Raw genomic sequence first — 25751 nt, 5'->3', positions numbered from 1 at the left:
GGTGCCGGGAGCGCTATCGCCATCAGCGCTGGAATGCTGACGGCCCATAGTTCCGCTGCGTTCGAAATCGCCGAGTTGACGCCGCCATCCCCGCAATTTGCTCAGGGCGCAAACCCTGATTCACCCGAAGCGCTGGGGCGCCGACCTGACATCAATCCTTATAATCGCGACATCGAAATTACTGCGCCTTTGCAATTCAACCAGCGGGTGTTGGGCGAGCTACCGGTTCTGCTGACCAGCGACGATCGCTTTGTCATCGGAACCGATGGTTTTCTCTCGCTGATCGGGCCATTGCTGACGCCTGCCGCGCAGGCCGAACTTCGCACGCTCCTCGGCGACAAACCGCGATTCCTGCCCGACGATGTGTCCGCATCTGGAATCCGGCTTGAGTATGACCCCGACCAACTCGCCGTATTGGTACTCAAGATTGCACCTGAAAAACGGTCGATCGAAGTTCTGTATCAGGACCGGCAAGCCGAGGAGCCCGGCGACCCACCTGTCCCGTTCAGCGCTTTTTTGAACGTCAGCTCTACCATTACGCGCCTATCGCAGACGGGTAATGTCGGGAAGCCTGAGCTGGCTCTCAACGGAGCGGTCCGCTATAACAACGTCGTATTTGAAGCCGATGCGCAGACGCGCCGCGATTTCCTGACCGGGGATTATAAGTTCCAGCGCCGCTACGCGCGGCTGGTCTATGATCAGCCCGAACATTCACGACGCTGGTTTCTGGGCGATCTCGATCCCGAAACGCGCGGTCGCCAAGGTTTTGTCAACATGGGCGGGATCGGCGTGGTGCGTCAGCGTCAGCGGTTCGATTCGTTCCGAAACAATGTCTTGACGGGTGGGCGGCGGCTTGTGCTGCAGGAACAATCGACGGTGCGCGTTTTACGCAATGGTATTTACCAGCGTGAATTCACCCTCGACCCAGGCCAATATGATATTTCCAACCTGCCTCTCGATACCGGCAGCAACAATATCCAGATCGAGGTTCAGGGCCAGTCGGGCGCGCGCGAAACCTTTGACTATCAGGCTTACCTCGACACCATCGAACTGGAACCCGGCGACTATGAATATGGCGCCTATGTCGGCATCCTCGACAAAGGTGGCTTTGGCAATCCAGACTATTCCAGCAAGAAGCCGGTATTCACGGGATTCTGGCGCAAGGCTTTTCTGAATCGGCCGGCGATCGGCATAGGCGCCCAAATGTCGGAAGATGTTCAGAATGTGACGGGCCAGACACAATTTCTGCTGGCGAACAGCGGGCGGATTCGCCTCGACGCCGGCGGCAGTCACAGCAACCGAGGTGTGGGTTATGCCGCAACAGTCGGCTATGACCAGATCATCGGCGGCGCGACGGGCTATGACACTTTGACGCTAGTGGCCGATTATACCTCGCGGCGCTACGCGACGGTGGATGGGATAGACGGCGTCAACCCGATCTCATTCAACCTCAGCGCGGCCTACACCAAGCGCTTCTCCCAAAAATTATTCGCAACGACGAACGCCTCATATCGCAAGAGCCGAACGACGCTGTTCGGCGACTCCTATAACTTTGGGGCTACCGCAAACTATCGAATCAGCCGGGAATGGAACGCGCAATTCGGCGCGGACTATGTAAAGTCGGGCTTTCCAGGCGCATCGAGCCGTACCAACGGATTTAGCGTGACCGTTGCTCTGACCTGGCAGCCGCGGTATGACCGCCGCGCCGAAGCACGGTATAATTCCCGTCGAAATAGTGGCAGTGCGCGTTATCAGCAGACGGCGGACAATCGTGCGGGGTCGTTTGGCTACTCGCTGGCGGCCAATTATGATGACGGTGCGCCGACGATCGGCGGACAGCTCGACTATGTCGGCAACCGTTTCGACGCGAACTTCTCGCACACGGCTTTCGGAACCGATTTCAACAATATCGGCAACAGTCAGATTACAACTCTACGGGTTGCCAGCGCGATCGCTTATGCCGGAGGTAAGGTTGCCGTCAGCCGCACGATCAACGACAGCTTTGCCCTGGTCTATCCGCACAAGACGCTGAAGGATCGCCAGGTCATCGTCGGCGACGCGCTGGAGGGCGGTAAATATGTCAGCAAGAGCGGCTCGCTGGGCCCGGCGGTGCAGAACTCGCTGAACGCCTTCTTCAACCAATCCGTGCGTTACGATGTAATCGATCCGCCGCGCGGTTATGATATCGGCGAGGGGGTCAAGCGCGTCCGGCCTGCGTACAAGAGCGGCTACGTCATCGAGGTCGGCAGCGCCGCATTCGTTAGCGCGATTGGAACGCTGAAGGGCCGCGACGGTCAGCCGCTGAAACTGGTCAGCGGGATCATGCGCCGGACCGACGTGGCCGACACGAAAGAAGAGCCGTTCTTTACCAATACGGCAGGTCGATTTGCTATCGCCAAGCTGGAGCCCGGCGCCGAATATAGCGTGCAATTCCATTCGGGCGGCCACGGCGCGTTTACGTTCCGGGTGCCGGAAGACAATGATGGCCTATTGGAGCTCGGCGTCGTCGAGCTTGGGCGCAAGGAAGGTCCGTGACATGACGATGAAGCGCAAGACTCGAGCACGCTGGCTGCCGCTGTGCGCTGCCGCCTGCGGCATTGCCGCTTTCACGCCGTCGGTGGCCCACGCGACGTGTAATCTGTCGGTCGAACCCGTGCAGGATCAGCTGGTCATCCGCCACAATCCGCTGGAAGCCGGTGCCGTCTATGGCACGGTCGAAGTCAATATTGTGAATCGCGGCGATAGCGAATGCATCGGTCGGCTGGGCGCGTCGCTGCGCGGTGAAACCTTTGGCTTCGCATCCGATGATGGAGCGCCATCGATCCCGTATCAGCTGATCGATGAAAAGGGCAGCACCGACATCACGCCGCGCGCTGGCCGCAACCTGCGCGGTATGGGCGGTCGGGCCATCCGGCTGATGCCCGGCGAACGGAGCATGGAGTTGCTCTCGATCGCCGCGGCGCCGGACAGCGCGACATCGCAAGGCCGTTACACGCAGTCACTCGATCTCAACGTCGCGGGCGATGACGGTATGCTGCTCGGCACCAAGCCGTTAACGCTGGGCATCGACATTCTTCCCGCTGCGCTGATCGGCCTCAAAGGCCAGTTGGCGCGCGCTCGCGGCACCAATTCGGTCGATCTGGGCGAACTGGTGCCGGGAACCAAAGATCTGCCGATCACCCTGTATGTCATTTCAACCGGCGGCTATCGCGTCTCGATATCCTCGGAAAATCAGGGCCGTTTGAAGCATGAAAGCGCAGAATGGTTTGTTGACTATCGGCTGCGGCTGGGCCGCCATGACCTCGACCTGACGTCGTCCGACAGCTTTGAAATCGTGTCGCGGCGTGCCCGCTTCGACAATTATCCGGTGCGGATCGAAATCGGCGAAACCGCCGGCAAGCGTGCCGGCGGCTACACGGATACGGTGACCTTTACGGTCGCAGCACTTTAGATCAGATTGGCTGGATCGTCAGCGATAGCGTCAACGGCGCGTCGAGCGACACCTGATCGAAGCGGTACGCGATCTGCTGAATGCGCGGCCCATATTCGCGGTGGACTTCCTGCGCGCCCAGCGACGACAGATCGACCATGTTAGCGCCGTAAACCAGCCGTGCGCTTTCGGTCGCGGCGAGCGGGCGATATTGCGCCGACACCATATAGCCCGAAGCATTGTTGCATCCTTCGGTCACCAGCCCCGGCGCGTTGCCGAGCGCATCGGCCTGAATGCTGTGATCGACCCAGCAAGCCATCGGCACGGTTGCGCTGACTTGGAATGTTCCCGTTGCCTGTTGGTCGGCAAGTGCGGGCGTCGACGCCACCAAGGCCGCCAGGCAGCCCAGCTTCATCACATTATGTATCGCGGTCGCCATGTTGATGCACCCCTACAAATCAGAGGTTTGTCATTAAGGGGGCAGTAGTTAATGCCCTGTTCGCCAAAGCTGGTTAACAACAAGCTTCTTTGTTGCGGGGCCGCGCGCCGAGAGCCCGCTCACGCCGGGGTCCCGATTTATTTACATTATCGCAAGGCATTGCGCGCATAGCGGTGGCAATGTGGGGATCAGCAAGAGATTGATTTGATGGAAGTGCCATCGCGGATCGAATCCGGCGAGCGGGGGGATGTGAGTGTCGACGAGAGCCAGCGCGGCTTTTTCGGCATGATCGGATCACGCATCGGCAAACAGCGGGGCGATGCCGCGCCGAATCTGCACACCCGCGAGGCGTTGCTGCTGCTCCAGAATTACGAAGAGAGCGGACAGGGCTGGTTCTGGTCGACCGATGCCAAGGGGCGGCTCGCCTATATCACCGACTCGGTCGCTCGGTTGATGGGGAGGACGAGCGGCGAATTGCTGGGGACAGCCTTTACCGAATTGTTCCTGCCCGTCGACAGCCATGGCGAACGCCAGCGTACCTTGCCGTTCCTGCTGACCAAACAGTCGAAGTTTGACGAGCTACCGCTGCGCAGTGCGTTCGAGGGCGACGACCGCTGGTGGGCAATTTCGGGCCGACCGCAATTTGACGGTGGCGATAAGTTCACGGGTTATCGGGGAAGTGGGACCGACATCACCGCGCAGCGGCGCTCGGCCGAGGATGCGTCGCGGCTGGCGCTCTATGACTCGCTGACCGGACTCGCCAACCGCTTCAACATTTCGAAAAAGCTCGACACGACGCTGGCCGCCTTTGCCCAGCAGCAGCGCGTATGCGCGATCATGCTGCTCGATCTCGATCGCTTCAAACAGGTCAACGACACCCTAGGACACCCGGCGGGCGATGCGCTGCTCAAGCAGGTTGCCGAACGCTTGCTCAAGATCGTTGGCGACAAAGAGATGGTGAGCCGGTTGGGCGGCGATGAATTCCAGATCATCCTTCCCGACGTCGATGATCGCGGCAAGTTGGGCGATATGGCCACCGACATCATCAACAGCCTGTCACAACCCTATTCGGTCGAAGGCAGCCGTTGCATTATCGGCGTGTCGGTCGGGGTCGCGATCGCGCCGTTCGATGGATTGAGCAGCGACGATCTGGTTCGCAACGCCGACCTCGCGCTGTACGCGGCCAAGGGTAATGGCCGTGGCCGCTTCAGTTTCTATTCGAGCGACTTGCACCAGGCGGCGGAAATTCGCCGGGCGCTCGAGGATGATTTACGTGACGCCTTGGTGCGCGGTGAGATGGATGTGCACTATCAGCCCGTCGTCAACGCCAAGTCGAACATGGTGACCGGGGTCGAGGCGCTCGTCCGCTGGACCCACCCCGATCGCGGACTGATTTCTCCCGCCGTATTCATCCCGATCGCCGAGGAAGCCAATCTGATCTGGTCGCTCGGTGAATGGGTGCTGCGTAAGGCGTGCGAAGATGCCGTGAAGTGGCCGGGCGACATGCGCGTCGCGGTCAACGTGTCGCCGATCCAGTTCGCCAACGAAGATTTGCCGAAGATCGTCGCCAGCGCCCTGGCGACGACAGGGTTGGCGCCCGACCGGCTCGAACTGGAAATCACCGAAAGCGTCTTTTTGGCCGACTCCGCCGAAACGGGCCGAATGTTCAAAGCGCTGAAGGCGTTGGGCGTCCGCCTTGCGCTCGACGACTTTGGTACGGGCTATTCGTCGCTCGGCTATTTGCAGACGGCGCCGTTCGACAAGATCAAGATCGATCAGAGCTTTGTGCGCGGGGCGACCGAGCCGGGATCGCGCAACAGCGCGATCATCGCGGCAATCGTCGCGCTGGCCGAGGCGCTGGAGATGGAAACGACCGCCGAAGGCATCGAATCGCTCGACCAGCTCGATCTCATTCGCAAACTCAACGTCAGTCACGTTCAAGGCTATGTGTACAGCAAGCCGGTCCCGCACGCCGAGCTGATCGAGCATGCCGAGATCGGGTCGTGGACGATTAAGCCAGCCGGTCCGGCGCGGCAGCGTAACGATCGTTTCTCGCTGTTTCGTAGGGTCGGCGCGTTCCATGACAATCATCGCTATGATGTCGTCATCCGCAACCTGTCATCGACGGGCGCCTTCATCGAGGGCATTTTGGACGTCCCGACCGGAACCCAGTTCGTCATCGATTTCGGCGAGGGGCAGTTGGTCACGGCGACCGTCCGCCGGTCGATGAAGCATCAGCAGGGCGTAGAGTTCGAACAGACGATGGTCAGCGACGGCAATGGTGGGCTGTGTACCCGGCACCGCGTGTCACCCTATCTGATTGCGGCAGCGACGCAGTCGACATCGGCGCTCGCGTTGCCGTCTTTCACGACCACCAGCGACTGGAAAGCCGCCTGAGGCGGGTTGGAACCGACCGCAGTGCCAGCCGTTCTTGTTCCGAACGGAGAATAAGATGGCTGAAACCAAAATCTTTGCGCGGCTGAAGGCCGACCACGACCGCCACCGCAGCCTGCTCGAACAGATCGACGAGACCAAAGGCGACAGCCCCGACCGCGAAAAACTGTTCGAAGCGTTTCGCATCGAAGTCACCGCGCATGCCGCGTCAGAGGAAATGTCGCTCTATGCGACGATGCTCGGCAAGCCCGACTTGCGCGAAGATGCGCAGCACAGCGTATCCGAGCATAAGGAAATCGACGAGCTGCTCACCGAACTTTACGAGATGGACTTCGCCTCGACCGGGTGGCTGACGCGGTTTCGGACGATGAAACACCGCTACCTCCACCATATCGACGAGGAAGAAGAGGAGATGTTCCCCGAAGCCGAAGAGGGGCTGTCCGAGGCAAAGAAAAAGGAACTCGCGGCGATCTTCGACAAGGAAAAGCCGAAGGAAAAGGCCAAGGCTGCCGCCGATGAGCCATCGAGCGACGACGAGAAGGAATAGCGGGCGAACCTCGACTTTCTGCGCCCGCCCCGCCATAGGCGCGCGCAATGACCGCAAGATTCGCTTTTTCGATCGCCGCGACCGACGGCGCTGCGCGCACCGGCGTTATCGCCATGCGGCGCGGCGAAATCCGTACCCCCGCCTTCATGCCGGTCGGCACAGCGGCGACGGTCAAGGCGATGCGCCCCGCGGATGTGCGCGCGACCGGCGCCGACATCATCCTTGGCAACACCTATCATCTGATGCTGCGCCCCACCGCCGAACGCATGGCGCGGCTTGGCGGCCTGCATAGCTTCATGGGCTGGGACCGCCCGATTCTGACCGACAGCGGCGGCTATCAGGTGATGAGCCTGTCGGCGCTGACCAAGCAGAGCGAAGAGGGCGTCGCGTTCAAGAGTCATCTCGACGGCTCGCGCCATATGCTGACCCCTGAACGCTCGATGGAAATCCAGCGGCTGCTCGGTAGCGATATCGTAATGGCATTCGACGAATGCCCGCCGAACGGCGTCGATGCCCCGCGAGCCGAGGCGAGCATGGAACGATCGATGCGCTGGGCGGCACGCAGCCGCGCCGGGTTCGACGCCGGAGTAGAGCATGCGGCACGATCGGCGCTGTTCGGCATCCAGCAAGGTTCGCTCGACGAAAAACTCCGCGCGCGATCGGCGGCGGCGCTGACCGACGTTGGGTTTGACGGCTACGCGATCGGCGGCCTTGCGGTGGGTGAGGGACAAGCGGCGATGTTTGGCGTGCTCGATTATGCGCCGGCGCAACTGCCCGCTGACAAGCCGCGCTATCTGATGGGGGTTGGCAAGCCCGACGATTTGGTCGGCGCGGTCGCGCGCGGGGTCGATATGTTTGATTGTGTGCTACCGACGCGATCGGGGCGCAACGGGCAGGCCTTCACCTGGGACGGCCCGGTCAACATTCGCAACGCGAAATTCGCTGAGGATCCGGCGCCGCTAGATAGGTCATGCGACTGCCCGGTGTGCAAGACTTGGTCGCGCGCCTATCTCCATCATCTCGTTCGTTCGGGGGAAATGTTGGGGGCGATGTTGATGACTCAGCACAATCTGCATTTCTATCAGGCACTGATGCTAGCGATGCGCGATGCGATTGCGGCGGGCCAGTTCGCCGCTTTTCAAGATGATTTCGGGGCGCGCTATCAGCGCTGACGTCAGTCCAGCTTGCTCAAAAGATCCAGCAGGGACTGGGGAATCGTCTCATCGACGGTCGATTCATAGGCGCGCCGCAGGGCGCCATTGACGTCCTGCCCCTTGGCGGAAGGCTTTTTTTCCGCGCCTTTCCCAGACGATGCACCGCGTGGCGAACCGGTTCTAGAGGACATTATTGAAGCATTCGCTTACCATGGGCCCCGTTGCTAACCGCGCATTTATCAAACCGCAATGGCGCGTTTGTTCTTCCCCATGAAACTAATTTGCGGCTAAATCGTTCCCATGGGGTGAAATTATGTCGGCAAGTGCGGCTGTAGGCCGTGTTTGCTGGTTTTTCGGCGGGTTAAGACCCGCATCAGGAGGGAAATTTATGTCACTGGGTCAAGCGATCGCGCCGCATCTTCCATATCTGCGGCGCTATGGTCGGGCGATCTCGGGGAGCCAGCCGGATGGCGACGCGCTGGTTGCGCGCCTGCTTGAAACGCTGGTTGCGAACCCCGGGGCTGTCGACACCGGCAACGATCTGCGTATCCAGCTTTACCGGATGGTCCATGACAATTTCGGGCTGATGGCAGAGGCGGCCGCAGCGAGCGGCAACTCCGGCCTGACTGACATTGCGATTGCCGACGCCCGTCTGCGCCGCATTCCGTCGCTGGCGCGGCAAGCGCTGCTGCTGACCGCGGTCGAGGGTTTTAATGCCGAGGACACTGGCCGCATCATCGGCCGCGATACCGATGCGGTGGCGACATTGATCGCCGAGGCAACCGGAGAGATCGACCGTCAAACCCGCGCGCGTATCCTGATTATCGAGGACGAGCCGATCATCGCGATGGACATCGAAATGATCGTTCGCGACTTGGGCCACGATGTCGTCGCGGTCGCCACCACCCACCGCGAGGCTGTCGCCGAGGCGCAGAAGCACCAGCCCGGGTTGGTGCTCGCCGACATCCAGCTCGCTGACAATAGTTCAGGAATCGAGGCGGTGCAGGAGATTCTGACCGACCTCAAGATACCGGTCGTCTTCATCACCGCTTTCCCCGAACGGCTGCTCACCGGCGACCGGCCCGAACCGGCGTTCCTGTTGACCAAGCCTTACCAGCCCGCGACGCTGCGCGCCGCGATTGCGCAAGTGCTGTTCTTCGACGAAAGCACGGTTCCGGCCTGAATCCGAATGTTCGTCATTGCGAGCGCCGCGAAGCAATTCTGATCGGTTTACGCGCGTTCTGAATTGCTTCGCGGCGCTCGCAATGACCAGCTTTGGGTTGCGACCTTGGCCTGCCCGGGCGATAGCCCTGCTCGATGACGTCCCAACGCCAGTCTGCGCTCGATCGCCTTACCGCCAACGCGCCGTTCCTCGCGCGGCTGGCCGACCTCAACCCCGGCGATGTCGACAGCTTCCTGCGCGCCGGAACCGATGCGGCGTTGGCAGCGGTCCCCGCGCCACGGGTCGGCGAAGACATTATGCGGTTGCTGCGCCAGTGGCGGGGCCGGATGGCGCTGCTGTTCGCGCTGGGCGATCTGTCGGGCGAACATGATGTGGCGACGACGACGCGGCTGTTGTCGGATTTTGCCGACCGAGCCTGCGATGCGGCGCTCGCCGCCGCCTTTGCCGAGCGTGTCCCCGATGAGGAACCGCGTGGGCTGGCGGTGATCGCACTCGGCAAACTTGGTAGTTACGAGCTAAATTACTCTTCTGACATCGACCCGATCCTGATCTTTGATCCTGACATTCTGCCGCGCCGCCAACGCGACGACCCGACCGAAGCGGCGGTGCGGATCGCGCGGCGGATGACCGAAATCCTGTCGGCGCGCACCGGCGACGGGCATGTGCTGCGCGTCGATTTGCGCCTGCGCCCGCATCCCGAGGTAACGCCGATCGTGTTGCCGGTGAACGCCGCGATTTCCTATTATGAGTCCGAAGCGCTGGCGTGGGAACAAGCGGCCTTTATCCGCTCGCGCGCGTCGGCGGGCGACCGGATGCTCGGCGAGCAATTTCTGTCGGCAATCCAGCCCTTCATTTGGCGCCGCAGCCTCGATTTCCGCCAGCTCAAGGAAATCGGCGCGATGAGCGACCGGATCCGCGATCATTTCGCCCAAGGGCAGGCGTTCGGTCCGGGCTTCGACCTGAAACGCGGGCGCGGCGGCATCCGCGAGATCGAGTTCTTCGCCCAGGTCCATCAGCTGATCTATGGCGGGCGCGACCCCTCGCTGCGCGTGCCTGCCACGGTCGATGCGCTGGCGGCGCTCGCCGCTGCCGGACGCATCGAGCCCGAAGTCGCGGCGCGGCTGTCGGGCCATTATGCTGTGCTCCGGCGGGTCGAGCATCGGTTGCAGATGGTCGAGGATCAGCAGACGCACAGCCTGCCGACGCAGAAGGCGGCGCTCGATTGCGTCGCGCGGCTCGATGGCAAGGCCGACGGTGCGGCGCTGCTTGCCGCGATCGAGCCCGCCGTGATCGATGTCGGTGCCTGTTACGACCGGCTCGTCGCCGAACGCGCGGTGACGACGGGCTTGCCACGCGACGAGGACGGGCTTGCCGCCCAGCTGGCGACGGCCGGGTTCGACCCGCCAGATGCGGCGCTCCGGACGATCGCCGAATGGCGCAGCGGCAAATTGCGCGCGCTGCGCAGTCCGGCGGCGCTCGACGCGCTCGAAACGATGCTGCCCGAACTGGTCAAAGCCTTGGGCGCCGCGCCCGACCCCGACGCGACGCTGACCCGCTTTGACAAGCTGGTCGCCGGACTGCCGAGCGCGATCAACTTTTTTCACCTGCTCGCCGCCCAGCCGGCGTTGGCACGCATTGCGACGCGGATCCTGTCCTTGGCACCGACGCTCGCCGATGCGTTGGGGACGCGGGTCGAACTGATCGAGGGGTTGATCGACCAGCGCGCGTTCGATCCGCCCGCGAACAAGGCCCAGCTGCTGGACGAATGGGCGCCCGCACTTGCGACGCTCGACTATGAACGACTGCTCGACCGGGTGCGCGACCATGTCGGCGAGCGGCGGTTTGCCTATGGGGTGCAACTGGTTGCCGGTGCGACCGATCCGCTCGTCATCGCGTGCGGCTATTCCGACTTGGCCGAGGCGGCGCTCGCGGTGCTTGCCGACGCCACGATCGCCGAATTTGTCGCGGCGCACGGGCGAATCGCCGACAGTGAACTGCTGGTGCTCGCGCTTGGTCGGCTCGGGGGGCGGGCCTTGACCCACGCGTCGGACCTCGATCTCATCTATCTGTTCACCGGCGATCATTTGGCCGAATCCGACGGAGCGCGACCGCTCGGCGCGACGACCTATTACAACCGCCTCGCGCAGCGGGTGACGGCGGCGATGTCGGTGCCGACCGCGGCGGGCAAGCTGTACGATGTCGATACGCGGCTGCGGCCGCAGGGCGCACAGGGGCCGCTCGTCGTGACGCTCGACAGCTTTGAACGCTATCAGCGCGAGGAAGCCTGGACGTGGGAGCATATGGCGCTGCTGCGCGCGCGGCCGGTCTATGGCTCGGACCAGGCGCGCGCCGAGGTCGAGCGGATCATCGCCGAACTGCTGGTGATTCCTCGCGATCCGGCAAAGCTTGTGGCCGATGCCGCAGAGATGCGCAGCAAGATCGCGACGCACAAACCGCCGCAGGGCGCGCTTGACATTAAGGGCGGCCCCGGCGGGCTCGTCGATCTGGAATTTGCGATGCAGGTCACCCAGCTTGCCAGTGGCCAATGCCACGACCCCAATATCGCCGCGGCGCTTGCCTGTCTGAAAGCGGCTGGGCTGGCGCCTGACGGTGTCTCTGAAGCGCATGGTTTGCTGGCGCGAATGCTCGTGATGCTGCGGCTGACCGCGCCCGATGGCGAGCCGCCGACCGCGGCGGCACGCCAGCTGGTGGCGAGCCAATGCGGCGAACCCGGCTGGCCGCAACTGCTTGCCGCGCATGACGCGGCGCGGCAGGAGATTGCCGAATGGTGGGCGTCGATTCGCTCGCAACAGGAGAGTGAAAAATGAGCGGTCTGAAACTGGGCGATGCCATTCCCGCGGTGAAACTTCTCGACGCCGATGGCGCGACGATCGATATTGCCGCCATGACGAGCGCGCCGCTGGTGGTCTATTTCTATCCCAAGGCCGATACGCCGGGCTGCACGGTCGAAGCGCAGGATTTCACCCGTCTTGCCCCCGAATTCGTGCATTTGAACGCGCAGGTCCTGGCGGTATCGCGAGATGCGCCGGCAAAGCTTTGCAAGTTTCGCGACAAATATGGCCTGACCGTCCGTCTCGCGTCGGATGAGGATGGTGCGGTGTGCGAAGCGTTCGGCACCTGGGTCGAAAAGCAGAATTACGGCCGCACCTATATGGGAATCGAACGATCGACCTTCCTGTTCGACGCCGACGGAAAACTGGTCAAAGAATGGCGCAAAGTGCGGGTTAAGGGCCATGCCGAGGCGGTTCTGGAGGCGGCAAAGGGGCTCTGACATGCCGACGCTAGGCGAAGCGGCGCGCGCCGTCCTGCTGACGGCGGACCCGCACGACAAGCGCCGCGCCGCGCGTCGCTTGGCGCGGGCGTGGCGGCAAGGAACGCTTGAGCATCGCTGCGATATCGCGATACCTGACCAACCCGCGTGGCCCGCCGAGCCCGAATTGCTCGATCCCAATCGGATGCCACGGCGCGGCAAGGGTGGTTCAGAGCGTGGACGGATCGCGCTGCTCCACGCCCTCGCGCATATCGAATTTGTCGCGATTGATCTTGCGGTCGATCTGATCGGCCGCTTCGGCGACGAATTTCCACGCCAGTTCGTCGATGACTGGATCGGTGTGGCTGCCGACGAGGCGATGCATTTCGCGCTGCTTGACCGGCGCTTGCGCGGGCTGGGCAGCCATTATGGCGCGCTTCCGGCGCATGCGGGGCTGTGGGAGGCGGCACAGGAAACGTCCGACGATGCCTTGGCGCGCCTGGCAATCGTGCCGATGGTGCTGGAAGCGCGCGGTCTCGACGTAACCCCGCCAACGATCATTCGCTTCCGCGATGCCGGTGATGAAAGCTCGGCGCAGATTTTATCTCGCATTTACAAGGATGAAATCCATCATGTGAGCGTGGGCACAATATGGTTCCGCTGGCTGTGCGACCAACGGGGATTCAATGCCGCTGAAACGTGGCGCGACCTGGTAAAAGCGCGGTTTCGGGGCGCGCTCAAACCTCCATTCAACGACTCAGCGCGCCACGACGCCGGTTTAACGCAAGAATACTATGGTGTTATTGCGTCTTAACCATTGGGGCAGCACACAGGCTTCTGCGGGGGATGAGCAATCATCCAAACCAACAAACACCGGCGCCAAAGCCTTTTGATGACTTTGGCGACATGGCACACGCGGGGTCGTATTTTGATAAACACTTTTCTGACGCAGAAGTTGCATCAAGTCGCAATCGTCTGCGCCGCAGCATGTTTCGGACTGGGTACTCCCGCCGTCCATGCTGCCGAAACCAGTGCCGATGCCGGTATTATCGCTCCCGACGAGCCCGATGACGACAGCTTTACCGCTGGCGTCCCCTCGGTCGGCGAGGACAGCGAAGCCCGCGCGATTTTCCAGGCGTGGAAGCGTCTCGACACCGGTCTGACCGCCTCGATCGGCGTTGCAGTGCCCTCGCGCCGCCCGATCGACCAGATGTCGCTGTCGTCGTCCTACGGCATGCGCGTCCACCCCGTCACGGGCAAGGTCGCGCGCCACAACGGCATCGATATTCCGGCGCCGCGCGGCACCCCGATTTACGCAACCGCCGACGGCATCGTCGGCCGCGCTCAACGCCTTGGTGGTTACGGCAATTATGTCGAAGTCGAGCATGGTAACACGATCCAGACGCGCTACGGCCATATGTCCTCCTATGTCGTCATTCCGGGCCAGTCGGTGAAAAAGGGCGACATCCTCGGTTATGTCGGCTCGACCGGCCGTTCGACCGGTAACCACCTGCATTATGAAGTCCGCATCGAAGGCGCGCCGGTCAATCCGATGCCATTCGTGCGGTCGGATCAAATGGCGATCGCAGCACTGACGGGCGACAAGCTCGCGATGGGCGGTCCCGAATAACTAGCTTTCCTGGGTCGGAGAGGAGGGGCGCCAGGCGGGTCAACCGTCGCGGCGCCCTTTTTATTTGCGCATAAGGCTCCTATCTAGCGTTCATGGCCTCGCAGCTTTCAGACATCACCCTGTCGCCCGCCGCAGCGGCGCGCGTCCAATGGATCGCCGACCGCAAGGGCGAAACGCAAGCGGCGCTGCGCCTTGCCGTCGATGGCGGCGGCTGTTCGGGCTTCACCTATCGCTTCGGGCTCGCCGAAAGCATCGATGCCGATGACATCGTCACCGAAACCGACGGGGTGAAGCTCGTGGTCGATCCCGTCAGCATCGATCTGGTGCGCGGGTGCATCGTCGATTTCGTCGATTCGCTGGGCGGATCGTCGTTCAAGGTCGAAAATCCCAATGCGGCTTCGGGTTGCGGTTGCGGGTCCAGCTTCTCGATCTGAAGCATATCCCTCATTTTTCGTCATGTTGAACTTGTTTCAGCATCCATGGCCTGTGCTCTCGTGAAGCGCAGCGTCACTGGACAGGCCCGGCCATGGACCCTGAAACAAGTTCAGGGTGACGAAGGGGCTGGGAACCGCCAAGCCTTCCTGCCATAGCTGCGCCATGAAAATCGCGACCTTCAACATCAATGGGATCAAAGCTCGTTTGCCGCGCCTCGTCGAATGGCTAGATGAAACGCAGCCCGATGTCGCCTGCTTGCAGGAATTGAAATCGAGCGACGAAACCATGCCGACCAAGGAGGTCGAGGCGGCAGGTTACGGCTTCCTCTATCACGGACAAAAAGGCTTCAACGGCGTCGCAATCCTCGCCAAGGGGATGCAGCCGGTCGAAACCCAGCGCGGACTGGCCGGCGAGGATGAGGACGAGCAATCGCGTTATCTGGAGGCCGATGTCGGCGGCATCCGCGTTGCGTCGATCTACCTGCCCAACGGCAATCCGCAGCCTGGTCCCAAATTCGATTACAAGCTGCGCTGGATGGCGCGGCTACGCGAGCGCGCGAAGGTGCTGCTCGCCTCCGAAATTCCGACGATCCTGACCGGCGATTACAATGTCATCCCGCACGACAACGATGTGTGGGACCCGCGCGTTATGGCGACCGACGCGCTGATGCAGCCCGAATCGCGCGATGCGTGGTTCCGTTTGCTCGGCGACGGCTGGACCGATGCGCTACGCAGCCGCCATCCCGGCGGGCAGGTGTGGACCTTTTGGGACTATCAGGCGGGTGGCTGGCAGCGCGACCATGGCTTTCGCATCGACCATCTGCTGCTCAGCCCCGCGCTCGCCGATCGGCTAGTCGATGCGGGCGTCGACAAGGATCATCGCGGCCGCGAAAAAGCCAGCGATCACGCGCCGACCTGGGCGTTGCTTTCCTAACTCTCATGCGTCGGGATAGAGCGTCGTCATCACCCGTTTGGGATCGAGCGCATAATGATGCGCGACCGCACCCGCGATCACGCTTTCAAGGCTGCGCGTCGGTTTGAGGTCGCGGCCTTCGTAAAGCTCGGCCGTTGCCAGTCCCGGCCAGTCGGCGGACACTTTGCCGCCCTCTTTCAATCCGCCGCCCATCAGCATCGCGGTTGACGCCGTGCCATGATCGGTGCCGCCGGTGCCGTTGACTTGGGCCGTGCGGCCGAATTCGGTGGCGACGATGACCAGCGTGTCGTTCCATGCCGGACCGAGTCCCGTTTGTAACGCGCCAACCAGCTGATCGAGTCCGCGCAGCTGCGCCGCAAGCCTGCCGCGCTGGCCGCTGTGCGTGTCCCAGCCACCGGTTTCGACCATCATCACCCGCGCGCCGTCGGCGGGGATCATCAGCGATGCTGCCAGCTTGCCGAGGTCGGCGCCGTTGCGGCCGTTGTTGCCGCCGATGTCGCTTGCCAGCTCCTGCGTCTTGACCGCGCTGTCCCACAGCGGATGGAGCAGCGGGTCATCGGCATATAGCGCTGACAATCGCGCGATCAGGTCGCTGTCGGCCTGCGGCAGGCGGCTTGGCGCATAAGTGCCGACCTGCACGGTTCCCCGCAGCGCGAGCGGCACCGCTGGGGAAATCGCGATCGCGTCGCGCTCGGCGGCGGGGAGCAAGGTGAGCAGTCGTCCGACCCAGCCGTCGCTGCGGCCATAAGGCCGCGACCCGCCGCCCTCGAGCATATTCTGCCCGTCGAAATGTGACCGGTCCCGATAAGCGGTGGCGACCGCATGGGCGAAGTGCGCCTGCTTGCCAGTGTAAAGCCCTGAGGTGGTGCTCATGGCCGGATGTAAGGTGAACATGGCGTCGAGTTTTGCCCCGTCAGCCGTTTCGTCGGCCATTGCGCGGCGGGCGGCGGCGAAGGCCGGGTCGCCGGTCGGCGCGACAATTCCCAAGCCATCGGCGGCGCCGCGCTGGATGATGAAGACCAGCCGCTTGGGCGTACCCGCGGCGGCATAGGCAAAGCCGGGCAGCGCGCCGGCGGCGGCGACGGTAATGCCTGACAGGATGATCGAACGGCGTGAGAGGATCATGATCTATCTCCGCAAAAAGGTCGGGCTGGCGAACAGCATGGCGAGCCCTTGGCCCGGGCTGTCGGCGCGCGCGATCGCTTGGCCGGTGTCGGGGGTGAGCGCGTCGGCGAGGATGAGCGGGGCAAGCTGGCGGGCGTCGGCGCGGTCGCCGATCCGGCCCGCGATACGACTGGCAAGTTCAACGCGCTGCATCAGCGCCGCCGACCCGGCCCAGGTCGCGACTTTGTCGTCATAGCCTGCGGGCGATCCCGGTCGCCATATCGGCTGGCCGAGCTGGGTGAACATCGCAGCGATATTCTGCTTTTCGCCAAGCGCGGGGACTTTGAGCGCGCGAAGCATCGACACGGTCCAGTCCCACGGCGATTTAAACATGCCCGGGCCATCGGCCCATGGTTCGGGCGACGCGACAAGGGTGCGATAGAGCGAGGGCAGGTCGCCGCCGGTCTTGAAGAAGTCGCTCGCTAGCCGGTCGACCAGCGCAGCGGGCGGTTCGTCGCCGGTGAAATGGCGCGCCAGCTTGCCCGCGATATGTTTGGCGGTTGCAGGGTGGACGGCGAGGTCGCGCAGCACCGCGTCGGCCTGTTGCGCCCCCTCAGCGGCATAGTTTTTGCCAAGGATTGTCTGCGTCCCGGGTTCGTGGAGCTGGTCGATAAACACCGTCTCGCCCGCGCGGGCGTTGGCGGGCATCAACCGCTGGCCGACGCCGCGGCCGAGCCCGGCGACGGTCAGCCCGGTGAGCGCTTTGGCAAAGCTGGTGACGTCGGCCTGCGTATAGCCCGTGCGCACGCCGAGCGTGTGCAGTTCCATGATCTCGCGCGCCAGATTCTCGTTCAGCCCAGGCGCATTGCCTTTGCCGCGACCCCGGACCCGCGTCGCGACGGGGCTTTCGGGGCCAAAGCTCTGCGCTTGGTCGAGATAGAGCAGCATTGCGGGGTGGCGCGCCGCAGCGATCAACAGATCGGAAAATTTGCCCATGATATTGGGCCGGATCGCTTCATTCTCATAATTGCCGACAAAGCCGATCACGGTCTGTTTGTCGGCCGACACCGCGAAATGATTGGCCCAGAAATGGACCAGCCGTTCGGGGAAGGGGGTTGGCGTCGCGACGGCTGCCGACAAGCGCGCCGCGGTGGCGTCGGCATAGTGCTGCCGGATTGCAGAGCGCAATAAGCGCCGCATCTCGGGGTCCATGCCTTGTTGTTCTTCGCTGCTCATCGGCATGGCGGCCGCGTCGCGGCGCATTGCCTGCCGATCCTCGCGATATTCGATATAGGCCGCCGCGATCGTCTCGCGGCCGGCGAGCGCCGCGATCGCTGCGGGTGCCGGGTCGTAATCGCCAAGCTGGCGCGTCAGCCAGCCCTGCGCGTCGGTGACTGCGGGGTCGTCATACCGGCGTCCGAGGCCAAAGCGGCTCGCGGCAAGATATTGGATCGCCATAACAATGCCTTTCCGTGCCCCCAACGCACGATGGCCCTATTTTGTCGCAAAGCTGTCCCAGTGATCAGAGCATTTTGTCGTAGATCTGATACACTCGGTTGACCTTCGCATCGATTGCTTCGGCGACGGCGTTCATCCCCTGATTGTCGTCGAGCACCCAGCCGATGTCGCCGCGCTCGGTGCCATAATCGCGCACCGCGTCGCGGCGGATCAGTTCGATCATCATGAAGGCGAGGGTGCTCGCCATGCGGCTGTTCTGCAGCTTTTTGGCGACCCCCATCAACGGCACGCGCAGGGTGCGGCTCTTTGGCTTGTGGAGCCACCAGAGCAGCTTGGCCCAATTGAACGGCAACAGCGAGCCGTCCATGTCGATCAGCAATTCGTTGATGTTCGGCAGCACGATGATGAAAGCGACAGCCTCGCCGTCGAGTTCGGCGACACGGACGAGATCTGCGAAGACGATCGTCTTCAATTTTTTGCCGACGAAGGCGATTTCGCTGTCGGTCAGCGGCACGAACCCCCAATTGTCCGACCACGCATCGTTGAGCAGACCCATGATCAGCGCGGCTTCGGCATCGAAATTTTTCTTGTTGACCTTGCGAACGCGGATGCGCGCATTCTTTTCGCCGGCGGCAACAATACGGTTCACCAGTGGGGAAAAGCCGTCTTTGACATAGGTATCATAGTTGATCAGCTGCTTGATCGGCCGGTATCCGGTGCCTTCGACCCAGCCGCGATAGAGGGGGCTGTTGTGTCCCATCATCACCGTTGGCCGGTTGTCGAAACCTTCGATCAACAGCCCGGGTTCGTCCCACACCGAAATCGACAGTGGGCCGAGCGATCGGTGCATGCCCTGCGCGCGCAACCAATCTTCGGCGGCCGCGAGCAGCGCGCGCGTCGTTTCCTCATCCTCGGCTTCAAGCAGGCCCCAATTGCCGGTTCCTGGCCCCATCCCTTGGTCGACCGGCTGGGCCAGCGCGAGTTCGTCGATATGCGCCGAAATGCGCCCGACGGTGCGGCCACTGCGGCGCGCGAGGAACAGCTGGGCCTTGCCATGCTCGAACCACGGATTCTTGCCCGGGGTGAGCAGGCTGTAAACCTCGCCCTTTAGCGGCGGCACCCACGCCGGATCGCCGCGATTGAGGCGAAAGGCTAGCTCGACAAACTCGCGCGTGTCGTTCTTGTCCTTAACCGGGTGGATGGTGATCGGGCCGTCCGAATGTCCGCTCATACTGGTTTCCTGAATTGGCTGACCTATATTTGTGACGAGGCATTACGGCATTGCGGTGGCAGTGGCGACCCGCATTTGGCCATTTTGCTGCCATGAAACTATGGTTTTGGAAGCGTTATGATGACGATCAATCCCCCCGCCGATCGGGTCGCGACTCCCTTCGCGCCGACCGTGGTAAAGACGCCAAAGTCGGCGATCGCTGACGATATGGCGATGATCCGCGCGGCGTCGGAGCTGACGCGCGACCTCGTGACGCCGTCGCCACGCATCTATTGGACCGATTTTCTGGCGTCTGCTTTCATCGGCTATGCCGGTGTTGCGGGCGCAATTTTGGCGCCGACGATTGGGTGGGCGCTGGCCGCCGCTTTGGTCGCGATCCTCGCGCTCTATCGCGCCGGCAGCTTCATTCACGAACTCACCCATATCCGCAAAAACGCGCTGCCGGGCTTTCGCTTCGGCTGGAATTTGGTCGTCGGCGTGCCACTGCTGATTCCGTCCTATATGTATGAGGGCATCCACAGTCTGCACCACAACCGCACCAAATATGGCACGGTCGAGGATCCCGAATATCTGCCGCTCGCGCTGATGAAGCCGTGGACGGTGCCGCTGTTCGTGGTCGCCGCGGCCTTTGCGCCGCTCGCGTTGCTGTTCCGCTATGCGGTGCTGACCCCGCTGTCGTTCCTGATCCCGCCGCTGCGCCGGATCGTCGTCGAACGCTATTCGGGGATGATCATCAACCCGCTGTTCCGCCGCAAGGCGCCCGACGGCGCGTTTCGCCGCATGTGGGCGTGGCAGGAAGGCGGCGCCTGTGCGTGGTCGAGCCTGCTGATCGCCGCGGGCGTGTTCGGCTGGGTGCCGCTGCGCGCGCTGCTGATCTTCGGCGCCATCGCCGCGGCGACGCTGGTGCTCAACCAGATCCGCACGCTCGTGGCGCATCTGTGGGAAAACGACGGCGAAGTATTGACCGTCACCGGCCAGTTCCTCGACAGCGTCAACGTCCCGCCGCCGGGCCTGCTGCCCGAGCTGTGGGCGCCGGTCGGGCTGCGCTATCACGCGCTGCACCATCTTCTACCGGGTGTGCCCTACCATTCGCTGGGCGAGGCACACCGCCGCTTGAAGGACGCGCTGCCCGGGGATTCGCAATATCATGGCGCGAACTACGACAGCCTGCCGAAGCTGGTGATGAACCTGGTTGCGGGTTCGGCGCGGGGTGCTGCCGTCTGAAATTAGAGAAGGCTGCCCGTAGTGTCTTCTTTATGGTGACTAACAGACGCGAATGTCCGAGTGATCTGTTGAGCAGCTCGGGCGTTTTCCTGTGACCGCCGCGCATCCCGATGCGCGAACAATGGCATTCAAATCTTCGATCCTGTCCTTGGAAATGGGGCCAAATTCCATGACGCCATCGCCGTCTTTCCATTCTGGAAAGCGCGCGACCTCTATTCGTGCCGCCGCCATTTCTCGTGTCAAATCACCGAGGCATGATGGGCTCCCGCTGACCGCAATCCGCCAATGCGTTGCGTCGGGCGGCGGGGCATCACCACATGAAGTAAGCAAAAGGCCGGACGCCAGCACCACGGCTTGAGCGAAGTTTACAGTCCGTTTGTCCGAACCGGACACGGCCTTATTCCTCGGTCCGGATCAAGATCATCTCACCGATCAGCGCAAACAATATGAATGGTCCCCACGCGGCGAGGAAGGGCGAGTAGGCGCCCAAATCGCCCATCGCGAGGGCGAAATTGTCGGCGACGAAATAGGCGAAGCCGAGGCCCATGCCGAGGATTGCGCGGATGAACAGCTTGCCCGAACGCGCCAGCCCGAACGCCGCGACGGCGCCGAGCAGCGGCATCAAAATCGCCGACAGCGGCCCCGAAATCTTGTGCCACAGCACGCCTTTCAGCGCGTTGACCGGCCGCCCGGCGGCCTCGAGGTCGCTGATCGCCGATTGCAGCTGGAGGAAGGGCAGTTCGTCGCCGTCGACCTGCGCCAGCGTGAACTGGTCGGGACGCACGTTCTTGGCCGCAACGATCGTACCCAGCGACTCGACCGTCCCCGATCGGCGCAGGAATCGCTTGGCATCGGTCAGCTCCCAGCCGCCCTTGACCGACCGCGCGCTGGCCGCCGACAGCATCGACGACAACACCCCGCCGGTTCGCTCATAGATCGTCACGCCGCGCAGGATGATGGTCGGCCCGCCGGTCTCGACCGTCGTCGCGTTGATCAGGTCGTCGCCGTCGCGAACCCAGATGTTGCTGCGGACCCCGCTGTCCTTGGGGACTTTCGCATATTCGACCTTTTGCCACGCGCTGAGCGCGGCGGTCGAGCGGGTGACGATGCGTTCGTTAAAGGCAAAGCTGATCCCGGCGACGAGCAGCGCGGCGAGGAACAGCGGCGCCAGCACCTGATGCGCCGACATGCCCGACGCCTTCATCGCGACGACTTCGCTGTTTTGGTTAAGCGTGATCAGCGTGAGGATCGTGCCGAGCAGCACCGAAAAGGGCAAGAACGTCTCGATAATCTGCGGCAGCCGCATGCCGACATAGCGCCACACATCCGAATCGCTGTTCCCCGCGACACCCAGGATCTTGCCGCTTTCGCCGAGCAGATCGAGCGTTTGCAGGATCAGCACCAGCGCGAACAGGATCGAAAAGGAGCGGATGAGGAACAGGCGGCCGACATACATTGCCATCGTGCGCGACGGGAAAAAGTGGAGCTGGTGCATTTAGGTCAAACTCTCCACCGTCCGCGGCTTGCGCTGGAACAGCTTCATCAGGCCGCGAATCTTTTGCGCCGCCTTGGCTGCGACGCGCTCCAGCGCGCCGATCGGCTGGCCGCCCGGAACATGCGCGACGACATAATACATCCAGATCGCCAGCGCCGCGAACAGCAGGAACGGCACCCATAAGGCGATGACCGGATCGATGATCCCGCGCGCCCCCATATCCTCGGCATATTGGTTGATCTTGTGCTGGGTCACCAGCAGCACGATCGACAGGAATACCCCGAGCGACGAGGTCGATCGTTTGGGCGGAATCGCGAGCGCGATCGCGATCAGCGGAATCAGAAACATCGACATCACTTCGACAATGCGAAAGTGGAAATTCGCGCGCGATTCCAGCCGGGTTTGCTCCGATTGCCGCTGATCCTTCCCCGCGACGAAAAGTTCGGGGATCGTCATTTCGCGGTCAGCGCCGCCGCGGGTCCGGAACGCCTCGATCTTGGGCAGCGGGATCGGCAGGTCGTGATTGTCGAAAGTCAGGACGCGCGGGACCGAAAATTTGGGTGATTCGTGGATCAGCACGCCTTGCGACAGCCGCAGGATGATCGTGTCGGGATCGTCGGTGGCCAGGAACTGCCCGCGCGCCGCGGTCGCCGATACACGCTGGCCGTCCTTATTGTCACCGCGCACGAAAATGCCGCGCAAGCTGCGCCCGTCCTCATAGCTTTGCTCGATCCGCAGCGTCATGCGGTCGCCCAATTTGTTGAACTCGCCGACCTTGATCGACGCGCCGAGCGCGCCGGAGCGCAGTTCGAACTGCAAGCCTTCATAAGCATAGCGCGCAACCGGCTGGATGAAGCCGACGATCGCCAGATTGAGCGCCGCCAGCGCGATCGCAAAGGCAAAGGGTATGCGCATCAGCCGCCCAAAGCTCATCCCGACGCCCTTGAGCACATCAAGTTCGCTCGTCGTCGCAAGCTTGCGGAACGCCAGCAATATTCCCAGCATCAGCCCGATCGGAATGCCGAGCGAAAGATATTCGGGGATCAGATTGGCCAGCATGCGCCAGACGACGCTGACCGGGCCGCCTTCGGTCGCGACGAAGTCGAACAGGCGCAGCATCTTCTCCAGCACCAGCAGCATCGCCGACAGAACCAGCGTGCCCAGCATGGGAAAGAAGATGAGACGCGCAATGTAGCGGTCGATGGCAGGCAGCTTATTCAATCTTTCGTCGCCCCATCACCATGATTTGGCCGCAAATGGTTCCGATATGCCGATGCAAGGGCGACAGGAACCCGTGCCAGCGACTGATATTTGCGTTCGCTGGCGTGGCTATAACCTCTGGAGGTATTGAGGTCATGTCGAAAATTTTTCTCGCCGGCATACTCGCCGCGGGTGCTGCCGGAGCGCTGATCGCGCCCGTTGCGGCGCAGGGTGCGGCGCTGGGGCCGGCGGCAGCGCTGTGCAACAGCAATGCAACCGCCGTTCAGGTCGATGTGCGCGGTTTCAAACAGCGCACAGGGACCGTCCGGGTGCAGATTTACAGCGCGAACAGCAGCTATCTGGAAAAACGCAAATGGATCGAGCGGGTCGACGTACCCGTGTCGCGCGCCGGTACCGTGTCGGTTTGTGTGCCCGTCAAACAGCAGGGCAGCTATGTCGTTTCGGTGCGGCACGACATGAACGGCAATGGCAAGTCGGACCGCAGCGACGGCGCCGGACTGTCGGGTAACCCCGATATGAAAGTCAGCGATTTCATCTTCAAGCGGAAGCCCAAATTGGCGACAGTCAGTTTTGCGGTCGGCGGCGCCACCAAGCGCGTCCCGGTCGTGCTGAACTACGTCAACGGCCTTTCGTTCGACCCGGTCGAATAGGGACTATATGGCGAGCGTCGCGCTTCTTTCCAATCCGCGTTCGACCGGCAACCGTGCCTTGTTGCCGCGGGTTCGCGAATATTGCGCGGCGCATCCCGACATCTTTCATTACGAGGTCGAGGACGTCGATCAGATCGGCGAAGCGATCCGGACCATCGCGATGGTCAGCCCGCGTGTTGTCGTCGTCAATGGCGGCGACGGCACGGTGCAGGCTGCGCTCACCGAGCTGTATTCGGGCGGCCATTTCGGCGGTTCGCCGCCGCCGGTCGCGGTGTTGCCAAACGGCAAGACCAATTTGATCGCGCTCGACCTGGGCGCCGCGGGCGATCCGATCAAGGCGTTGCAGCGCGTGATCGAGCTGGTCGAATCGGGCCAGTTGGAAGATCATGTGATCCAGCGCCAGCTGATCTCGCTCGACAGCGGCGGCGAAGCGCGCCCGGTGCTCGGCATGTTTCTGGGCGGCGCCTATTTGGCCGATGTGATGCTCTATTGCCGTAACCGCATCTATCCGCTCGGCCTGCCCAATGGCGTCTCGCATTTCCTGGCGGCGATTCTCGGGCTGTTCGCGATGATGTTCGGCCTCGGCGGTGGGCGCTTGCCGCCCAAGCCCGAGGCGATGACGGTGTCGCTGATCCGTCAGGGCGAGTTCAAAGGCAAATTCTCGCTGCTGATCGTGACGACGCTGGAAAAATTGCTGCTCAGCATCCGCACCAACGACAGCGCAGGACAGAGCGGGCAGATGAAATTGCTCGCCGTCGAACGCGGCTTTGGCGCACTGGCGCGCATGCTCGGGGCGACCTGGCGCGGTACGCTGGGGCAAAATCAGCTCAACGGGGTGCATTTCCAGCAGGGCGACGAGATTCGTATCGAAGGCAACCGGTCGAATGTCATCCTGGATGGCGAAATTTTCCAGGCCATGAACGGGATGCCGATCATCCTGACCTCGACGCAGCCGGTTCCGTTCCTGCGCCTCGCTGCCTGAACGTTCACCCGTGACCGACCTGATCGATCTGGTCCGCACCGAACTTGCGACCCCGACCGAGCCGCGCGTCACGGCGATGGCACAAGCGATCGCCGCGCAATATCCCGGTAGTGCACGCGCGGTTCTTTTTTATGGCAGCTGCTTGCGCGAGACGCAGCTTGATGGGCTGATGCTTGATTTCTACCTGATCGTGTCGGATTATGGCGATGCCTATCCCAAACGGTGGATGGCGGTAGCAAACCGGCTGATCCCCCCGAATGTGTTTCCGTTCCAGCACGGCGGACTGATCGCCAAATATGCCGTGCTCAGCGAAAAAGACTTCGCGCTGCTCAACAGCGGCGAGGCATCGAACGTGTCGGTGTGGGCGCGCTTCGCTCAGCCGAGCCGTCTGGTCTGGTCGGTCGATCATGTGGCCGCCGACCGTGTGGTCGCCGCGGTTGCGGAAGCGCCGGTCACGCTGTTCGAATTGACGATGCCCACCATGGCGCCGGATCAATCGGCGGACCCGATCGACATCTGGCGCGCCGGTTTTGTGTACACCTATCGTGCGGAGCTGCGCGCCGAACGCAAGGGGCGGTCGCTGTCGATCGTCGATGCCGATGCAGACCGCTATGCGCGTTTCGCTTTGGCAACGCTGGCGGAAATCGCAAAGCGCCGGGGCGTCGGGCCGACCGGCGAAGTTCCGAACGCGCTCCATCCCGACGCGGCGCGCCGGCGGTGGGGCCAAATGCGTCGCCGCGGCAAGATGCTCAGCATCGCCCGGCTCGCCAAAGCCAGCCTGACCTACGCCGGCGGGATCGATTATCTGGCGTGGAAGATCAATCGCCACGCGGGGACGAAGATCGAGATCAAGCCGTGGCAGCGCCGCTGGCCCCTCGTCGCCGCGCTGTCGCTGGTCCCGCGGCTGATGAAGAGCGGAGCGATCCGGTAAACAACAAACGTCGTGCCGGCTTTCGCGGGAATGACGAAG

Annotated in this window: 24 protein-coding genes; 16 read left to right on the top strand and 8 right to left on the bottom strand. The window is 62.7% G+C overall.

The features are described from left to right. The first annotated feature begins 33 nt into the window (after window positions 1–33). Window positions 34–2535 (top strand): fimbria/pilus outer membrane usher protein, encoded by a 2502-nt coding sequence (locus tag ACQY6T_RS10410; protein ID WP_428630714.1) that lies wholly within the window; start codon window positions 34–36, stop codon window positions 2533–2535. A 1-nt stretch (window position 2536) separates the two neighbouring features. Beyond that, the gene (locus ACQY6T_RS10405) at window positions 2537–3451 is read left to right on the top strand and encodes a hypothetical protein (protein ID WP_428630713.1); all 915 of its coding nucleotides are present in this window, start codon (window positions 2537–2539) and stop codon (window positions 3449–3451) included. A 1-nt stretch (window position 3452) separates the two neighbouring features. Here ACQY6T_RS10405 and ACQY6T_RS10400 read toward each other — a convergent pair whose 3' ends face one another. Next, window positions 3453–3869 carry a hypothetical protein gene (locus ACQY6T_RS10400; protein ID WP_428630712.1) on the bottom strand — a complete coding sequence of 139 codons (417 nt, stop codon included), beginning with the start codon at window positions 3867–3869 and terminating at the stop codon, window positions 3453–3455. Between the two features lie 249 nt (window positions 3870–4118). Here ACQY6T_RS10400 and ACQY6T_RS10395 point away from each other — a divergent pair, with 249 nt between their 5' ends. From ACQY6T_RS10395 to tgt, 3 genes are read left to right on the top strand one after another with little or no spacing between them, the layout of a single operon-like run. Continuing rightward, the gene (locus ACQY6T_RS10395) at window positions 4119–6266 is read left to right on the top strand and encodes an EAL domain-containing protein (protein WP_428630711.1); all 2148 of its coding nucleotides are present in this window, start codon (window positions 4119–4121) and stop codon (window positions 6264–6266) included. A gap of 55 nt (window positions 6267–6321) precedes the next feature. Beyond that, window positions 6322–6810 carry a hemerythrin domain-containing protein gene (locus ACQY6T_RS10390; RefSeq protein ID WP_428630710.1) on the top strand — a complete coding sequence of 163 codons (489 nt, stop codon included), beginning with the start codon at window positions 6322–6324 and terminating at the stop codon, window positions 6808–6810. 47 nt (window positions 6811–6857) lie between these two features. Then, a complete protein-coding gene (gene tgt, locus ACQY6T_RS10385) occupies window positions 6858–7982 on the top strand; it encodes a tRNA guanosine(34) transglycosylase Tgt (protein ID WP_428630709.1) in 1125 nt (374 codons plus the stop codon). Window positions 7983–7984: 2 nt separating this feature from the next. Here tgt and ACQY6T_RS10380 read toward each other — a convergent pair whose 3' ends face one another. Continuing rightward, on the bottom strand, window positions 7985–8155 hold the full coding sequence (locus ACQY6T_RS10380; RefSeq protein WP_428630708.1) for a NepR family anti-sigma factor: 171 nt from the start codon (window positions 8153–8155) through the stop codon (window positions 7985–7987). Between the two features lie 197 nt (window positions 8156–8352). Here ACQY6T_RS10380 and ACQY6T_RS10375 point away from each other — a divergent pair, with 197 nt between their 5' ends. From ACQY6T_RS10375 to xth, 7 genes are all read left to right on the top strand, one after another. Next, window positions 8353–9147, top strand: coding sequence for a response regulator (locus tag ACQY6T_RS10375; protein ID WP_428630707.1), 795 nt, complete (start codon window positions 8353–8355; stop codon window positions 9145–9147). A gap of 134 nt (window positions 9148–9281) precedes the next feature. Beyond that, complete coding sequence (locus ACQY6T_RS10370; RefSeq protein ID WP_428630706.1) at window positions 9282–11975, top strand: bifunctional [glutamine synthetase] adenylyltransferase/[glutamine synthetase]-adenylyl-L-tyrosine phosphorylase; 2694 nt, start codon at window positions 9282–9284, stop codon at window positions 11973–11975. Beyond that, a complete protein-coding gene (locus tag ACQY6T_RS10365) occupies window positions 11972–12439 on the top strand; it encodes a peroxiredoxin (RefSeq protein ID WP_428630705.1) in 468 nt (155 codons plus the stop codon). Before ACQY6T_RS10370 ends, ACQY6T_RS10365 begins: the two co-directional genes overlap by 4 nt. A 1-nt stretch (window position 12440) precedes the next feature. Further along, a complete protein-coding gene (locus tag ACQY6T_RS10360) occupies window positions 12441–13232 on the top strand; it encodes a ferritin-like domain-containing protein (protein ID WP_428630704.1) in 792 nt (263 codons plus the stop codon). A gap of 141 nt (window positions 13233–13373) precedes the next feature. Beyond that, entirely contained in the window at window positions 13374–14048 is a 675-nt protein-coding gene (locus ACQY6T_RS10355; protein WP_428630703.1) for a M23 family metallopeptidase, read from the top strand. 92 nt (window positions 14049–14140) lie between these two features. After that, window positions 14141–14482, top strand: a complete 342-nt coding sequence (erpA, locus tag ACQY6T_RS10350; protein ID WP_428630702.1) for an iron-sulfur cluster insertion protein ErpA — start codon at window positions 14141–14143, stop codon at window positions 14480–14482. A 163-nt stretch (window positions 14483–14645) separates the two neighbouring features. Continuing rightward, window positions 14646–15416 carry an exodeoxyribonuclease III gene (gene xth, locus ACQY6T_RS10345; protein WP_428630701.1) on the top strand — a complete coding sequence of 257 codons (771 nt, stop codon included), beginning with the start codon at window positions 14646–14648 and terminating at the stop codon, window positions 15414–15416. Window positions 15417–15419: 3 nt separating this feature from the next. On the opposite strand, the gene ACQY6T_RS10340 is transcribed toward xth, so the two are convergent. The 3 genes from ACQY6T_RS10340 to ACQY6T_RS10330 all read right to left on the bottom strand — a co-directional run bounded on the left by ACQY6T_RS10340 (window position 15420) and on the right by ACQY6T_RS10330 (window position 19209). Further along, window positions 15420–16541, bottom strand: coding sequence for a DUF1501 domain-containing protein (locus ACQY6T_RS10340; RefSeq protein ID WP_428630700.1), 1122 nt, complete (start codon window positions 16539–16541; stop codon window positions 15420–15422). A 3-nt stretch (window positions 16542–16544) separates the two neighbouring features. Beyond that, window positions 16545–17978, bottom strand: coding sequence for a DUF1800 domain-containing protein (locus tag ACQY6T_RS10335; protein WP_428630699.1), 1434 nt, complete (start codon window positions 17976–17978; stop codon window positions 16545–16547). Between the two features lie 64 nt (window positions 17979–18042). Continuing rightward, window positions 18043–19209, bottom strand: coding sequence for an N-acetyltransferase (locus ACQY6T_RS10330; protein WP_428630698.1), 1167 nt, complete (start codon window positions 19207–19209; stop codon window positions 18043–18045). Between the two features lie 117 nt (window positions 19210–19326). Between ACQY6T_RS10330 and ACQY6T_RS10325 the strand changes: the two genes are divergently transcribed. Further along, window positions 19327–20433, top strand: a complete 1107-nt coding sequence (locus ACQY6T_RS10325; RefSeq protein WP_428630697.1) for a fatty acid desaturase family protein — start codon at window positions 19327–19329, stop codon at window positions 20431–20433. A gap of 39 nt (window positions 20434–20472) precedes the next feature. On the opposite strand, the gene ACQY6T_RS10320 is transcribed toward ACQY6T_RS10325, so the two are convergent. From ACQY6T_RS10320 to lptF, 3 genes are read right to left on the bottom strand one after another with little or no spacing between them, the layout of a single operon-like run. Further along, window positions 20473–20826: a hypothetical protein gene (locus ACQY6T_RS10320; RefSeq protein WP_428630696.1), complete on the bottom strand. Its 354-nt coding sequence runs from the start codon at window positions 20824–20826 to the stop codon at window positions 20473–20475. Between the two features lie 4 nt (window positions 20827–20830). Beyond that, window positions 20831–21928, bottom strand: coding sequence for an LPS export ABC transporter permease LptG (lptG, locus tag ACQY6T_RS10315; protein ID WP_428630695.1), 1098 nt, complete (start codon window positions 21926–21928; stop codon window positions 20831–20833). After that, window positions 21929–23149, bottom strand: coding sequence for an LPS export ABC transporter permease LptF (gene lptF, locus ACQY6T_RS10310; RefSeq protein WP_428630694.1), 1221 nt, complete (start codon window positions 23147–23149; stop codon window positions 21929–21931). Between the two features lie 134 nt (window positions 23150–23283). Here lptF and ACQY6T_RS10305 point away from each other — a divergent pair, with 134 nt between their 5' ends. The 3 genes from ACQY6T_RS10305 to ACQY6T_RS10295 are packed head-to-tail and all read left to right on the top strand — an operon-like array spanning window position 23284 to window position 25712. After that, a complete protein-coding gene (locus tag ACQY6T_RS10305; RefSeq protein WP_428630693.1) occupies window positions 23284–23799 on the top strand; it encodes a DUF2141 domain-containing protein in 516 nt (171 codons plus the stop codon). A 7-nt stretch (window positions 23800–23806) separates the two neighbouring features. Further along, complete coding sequence (locus tag ACQY6T_RS10300) at window positions 23807–24781, top strand: diacylglycerol/lipid kinase family protein (RefSeq protein WP_428630692.1); 975 nt, start codon at window positions 23807–23809, stop codon at window positions 24779–24781. Window positions 24782–24791: 10 nt separating this feature from the next. Beyond that, on the top strand, window positions 24792–25712 hold the full coding sequence (locus ACQY6T_RS10295; RefSeq protein WP_428630691.1) for a hypothetical protein: 921 nt from the start codon (window positions 24792–24794) through the stop codon (window positions 25710–25712). Window positions 25713–25751 lie beyond the last annotated feature (39 nt).

The organism is Sphingopyxis sp., assembly GCF_965279725.1.
GTDB lineage: Bacteria > Pseudomonadota > Alphaproteobacteria > Sphingomonadales > Sphingomonadaceae > Sphingopyxis.
The sequence above is the reverse complement of the archived record's forward strand: the minus strand, read 5'-3'. Positions and strand labels throughout refer to the sequence as shown.

Excerpts from the sequence above, each read along its gene's own strand:
- ACQY6T_RS10410 (WP_428630714.1), top strand. The coding sequence starts at position 34 with ATGCTGACGGCCCATAGTTCCGCTGCGTTCGAAATCGCCGAGTTGACG.
- ACQY6T_RS10405 (WP_428630713.1), top strand. The coding sequence starts at position 2,537 with ATGACGATGAAGCGCAAGACTCGAGCACGCTGGCTGCCGCTGTGCGCT.
- ACQY6T_RS10400 (WP_428630712.1), bottom strand. The coding sequence starts at position 3,869 with ATGGCGACCGCGATACATAATGTGATGAAGCTGGGCTGCCTGGCGGCC.
- ACQY6T_RS10390 (WP_428630710.1), top strand. The coding sequence starts at position 6,322 with ATGGCTGAAACCAAAATCTTTGCGCGGCTGAAGGCCGACCACGACCGC.
- tgt (WP_428630709.1), top strand. The coding sequence starts at position 6,858 with ATGACCGCAAGATTCGCTTTTTCGATCGCCGCGACCGACGGCGCTGCG.
- ACQY6T_RS10380 (WP_428630708.1), bottom strand. The coding sequence starts at position 8,155 with ATGTCCTCTAGAACCGGTTCGCCACGCGGTGCATCGTCTGGGAAAGGC.
- ACQY6T_RS10375 (WP_428630707.1), top strand. The coding sequence starts at position 8,353 with ATGTCACTGGGTCAAGCGATCGCGCCGCATCTTCCATATCTGCGGCGC.
- ACQY6T_RS10370 (WP_428630706.1), top strand. The coding sequence starts at position 9,282 with ATGACGTCCCAACGCCAGTCTGCGCTCGATCGCCTTACCGCCAACGCG.
- ACQY6T_RS10365 (WP_428630705.1), top strand. The coding sequence starts at position 11,972 with ATGAGCGGTCTGAAACTGGGCGATGCCATTCCCGCGGTGAAACTTCTC.
- ACQY6T_RS10360 (WP_428630704.1), top strand. The coding sequence starts at position 12,441 with ATGCCGACGCTAGGCGAAGCGGCGCGCGCCGTCCTGCTGACGGCGGAC.
- erpA (WP_428630702.1), top strand. The coding sequence starts at position 14,141 with ATGGCCTCGCAGCTTTCAGACATCACCCTGTCGCCCGCCGCAGCGGCG.
- xth (WP_428630701.1), top strand. The coding sequence starts at position 14,646 with ATGAAAATCGCGACCTTCAACATCAATGGGATCAAAGCTCGTTTGCCG.
- ACQY6T_RS10340 (WP_428630700.1), bottom strand. The coding sequence starts at position 16,541 with ATGATCCTCTCACGCCGTTCGATCATCCTGTCAGGCATTACCGTCGCC.
- ACQY6T_RS10335 (WP_428630699.1), bottom strand. The coding sequence starts at position 17,978 with ATGGCGATCCAATATCTTGCCGCGAGCCGCTTTGGCCTCGGACGCCGG.
- ACQY6T_RS10330 (WP_428630698.1), bottom strand. The coding sequence starts at position 19,209 with ATGAGCGGACATTCGGACGGCCCGATCACCATCCACCCGGTTAAGGAC.
- ACQY6T_RS10325 (WP_428630697.1), top strand. The coding sequence starts at position 19,327 with ATGATGACGATCAATCCCCCCGCCGATCGGGTCGCGACTCCCTTCGCG.
- lptG (WP_428630695.1), bottom strand. The coding sequence starts at position 21,928 with ATGCACCAGCTCCACTTTTTCCCGTCGCGCACGATGGCAATGTATGTC.
- ACQY6T_RS10305 (WP_428630693.1), top strand. The coding sequence starts at position 23,284 with ATGTCGAAAATTTTTCTCGCCGGCATACTCGCCGCGGGTGCTGCCGGA.
- ACQY6T_RS10300 (WP_428630692.1), top strand. The coding sequence starts at position 23,807 with ATGGCGAGCGTCGCGCTTCTTTCCAATCCGCGTTCGACCGGCAACCGT.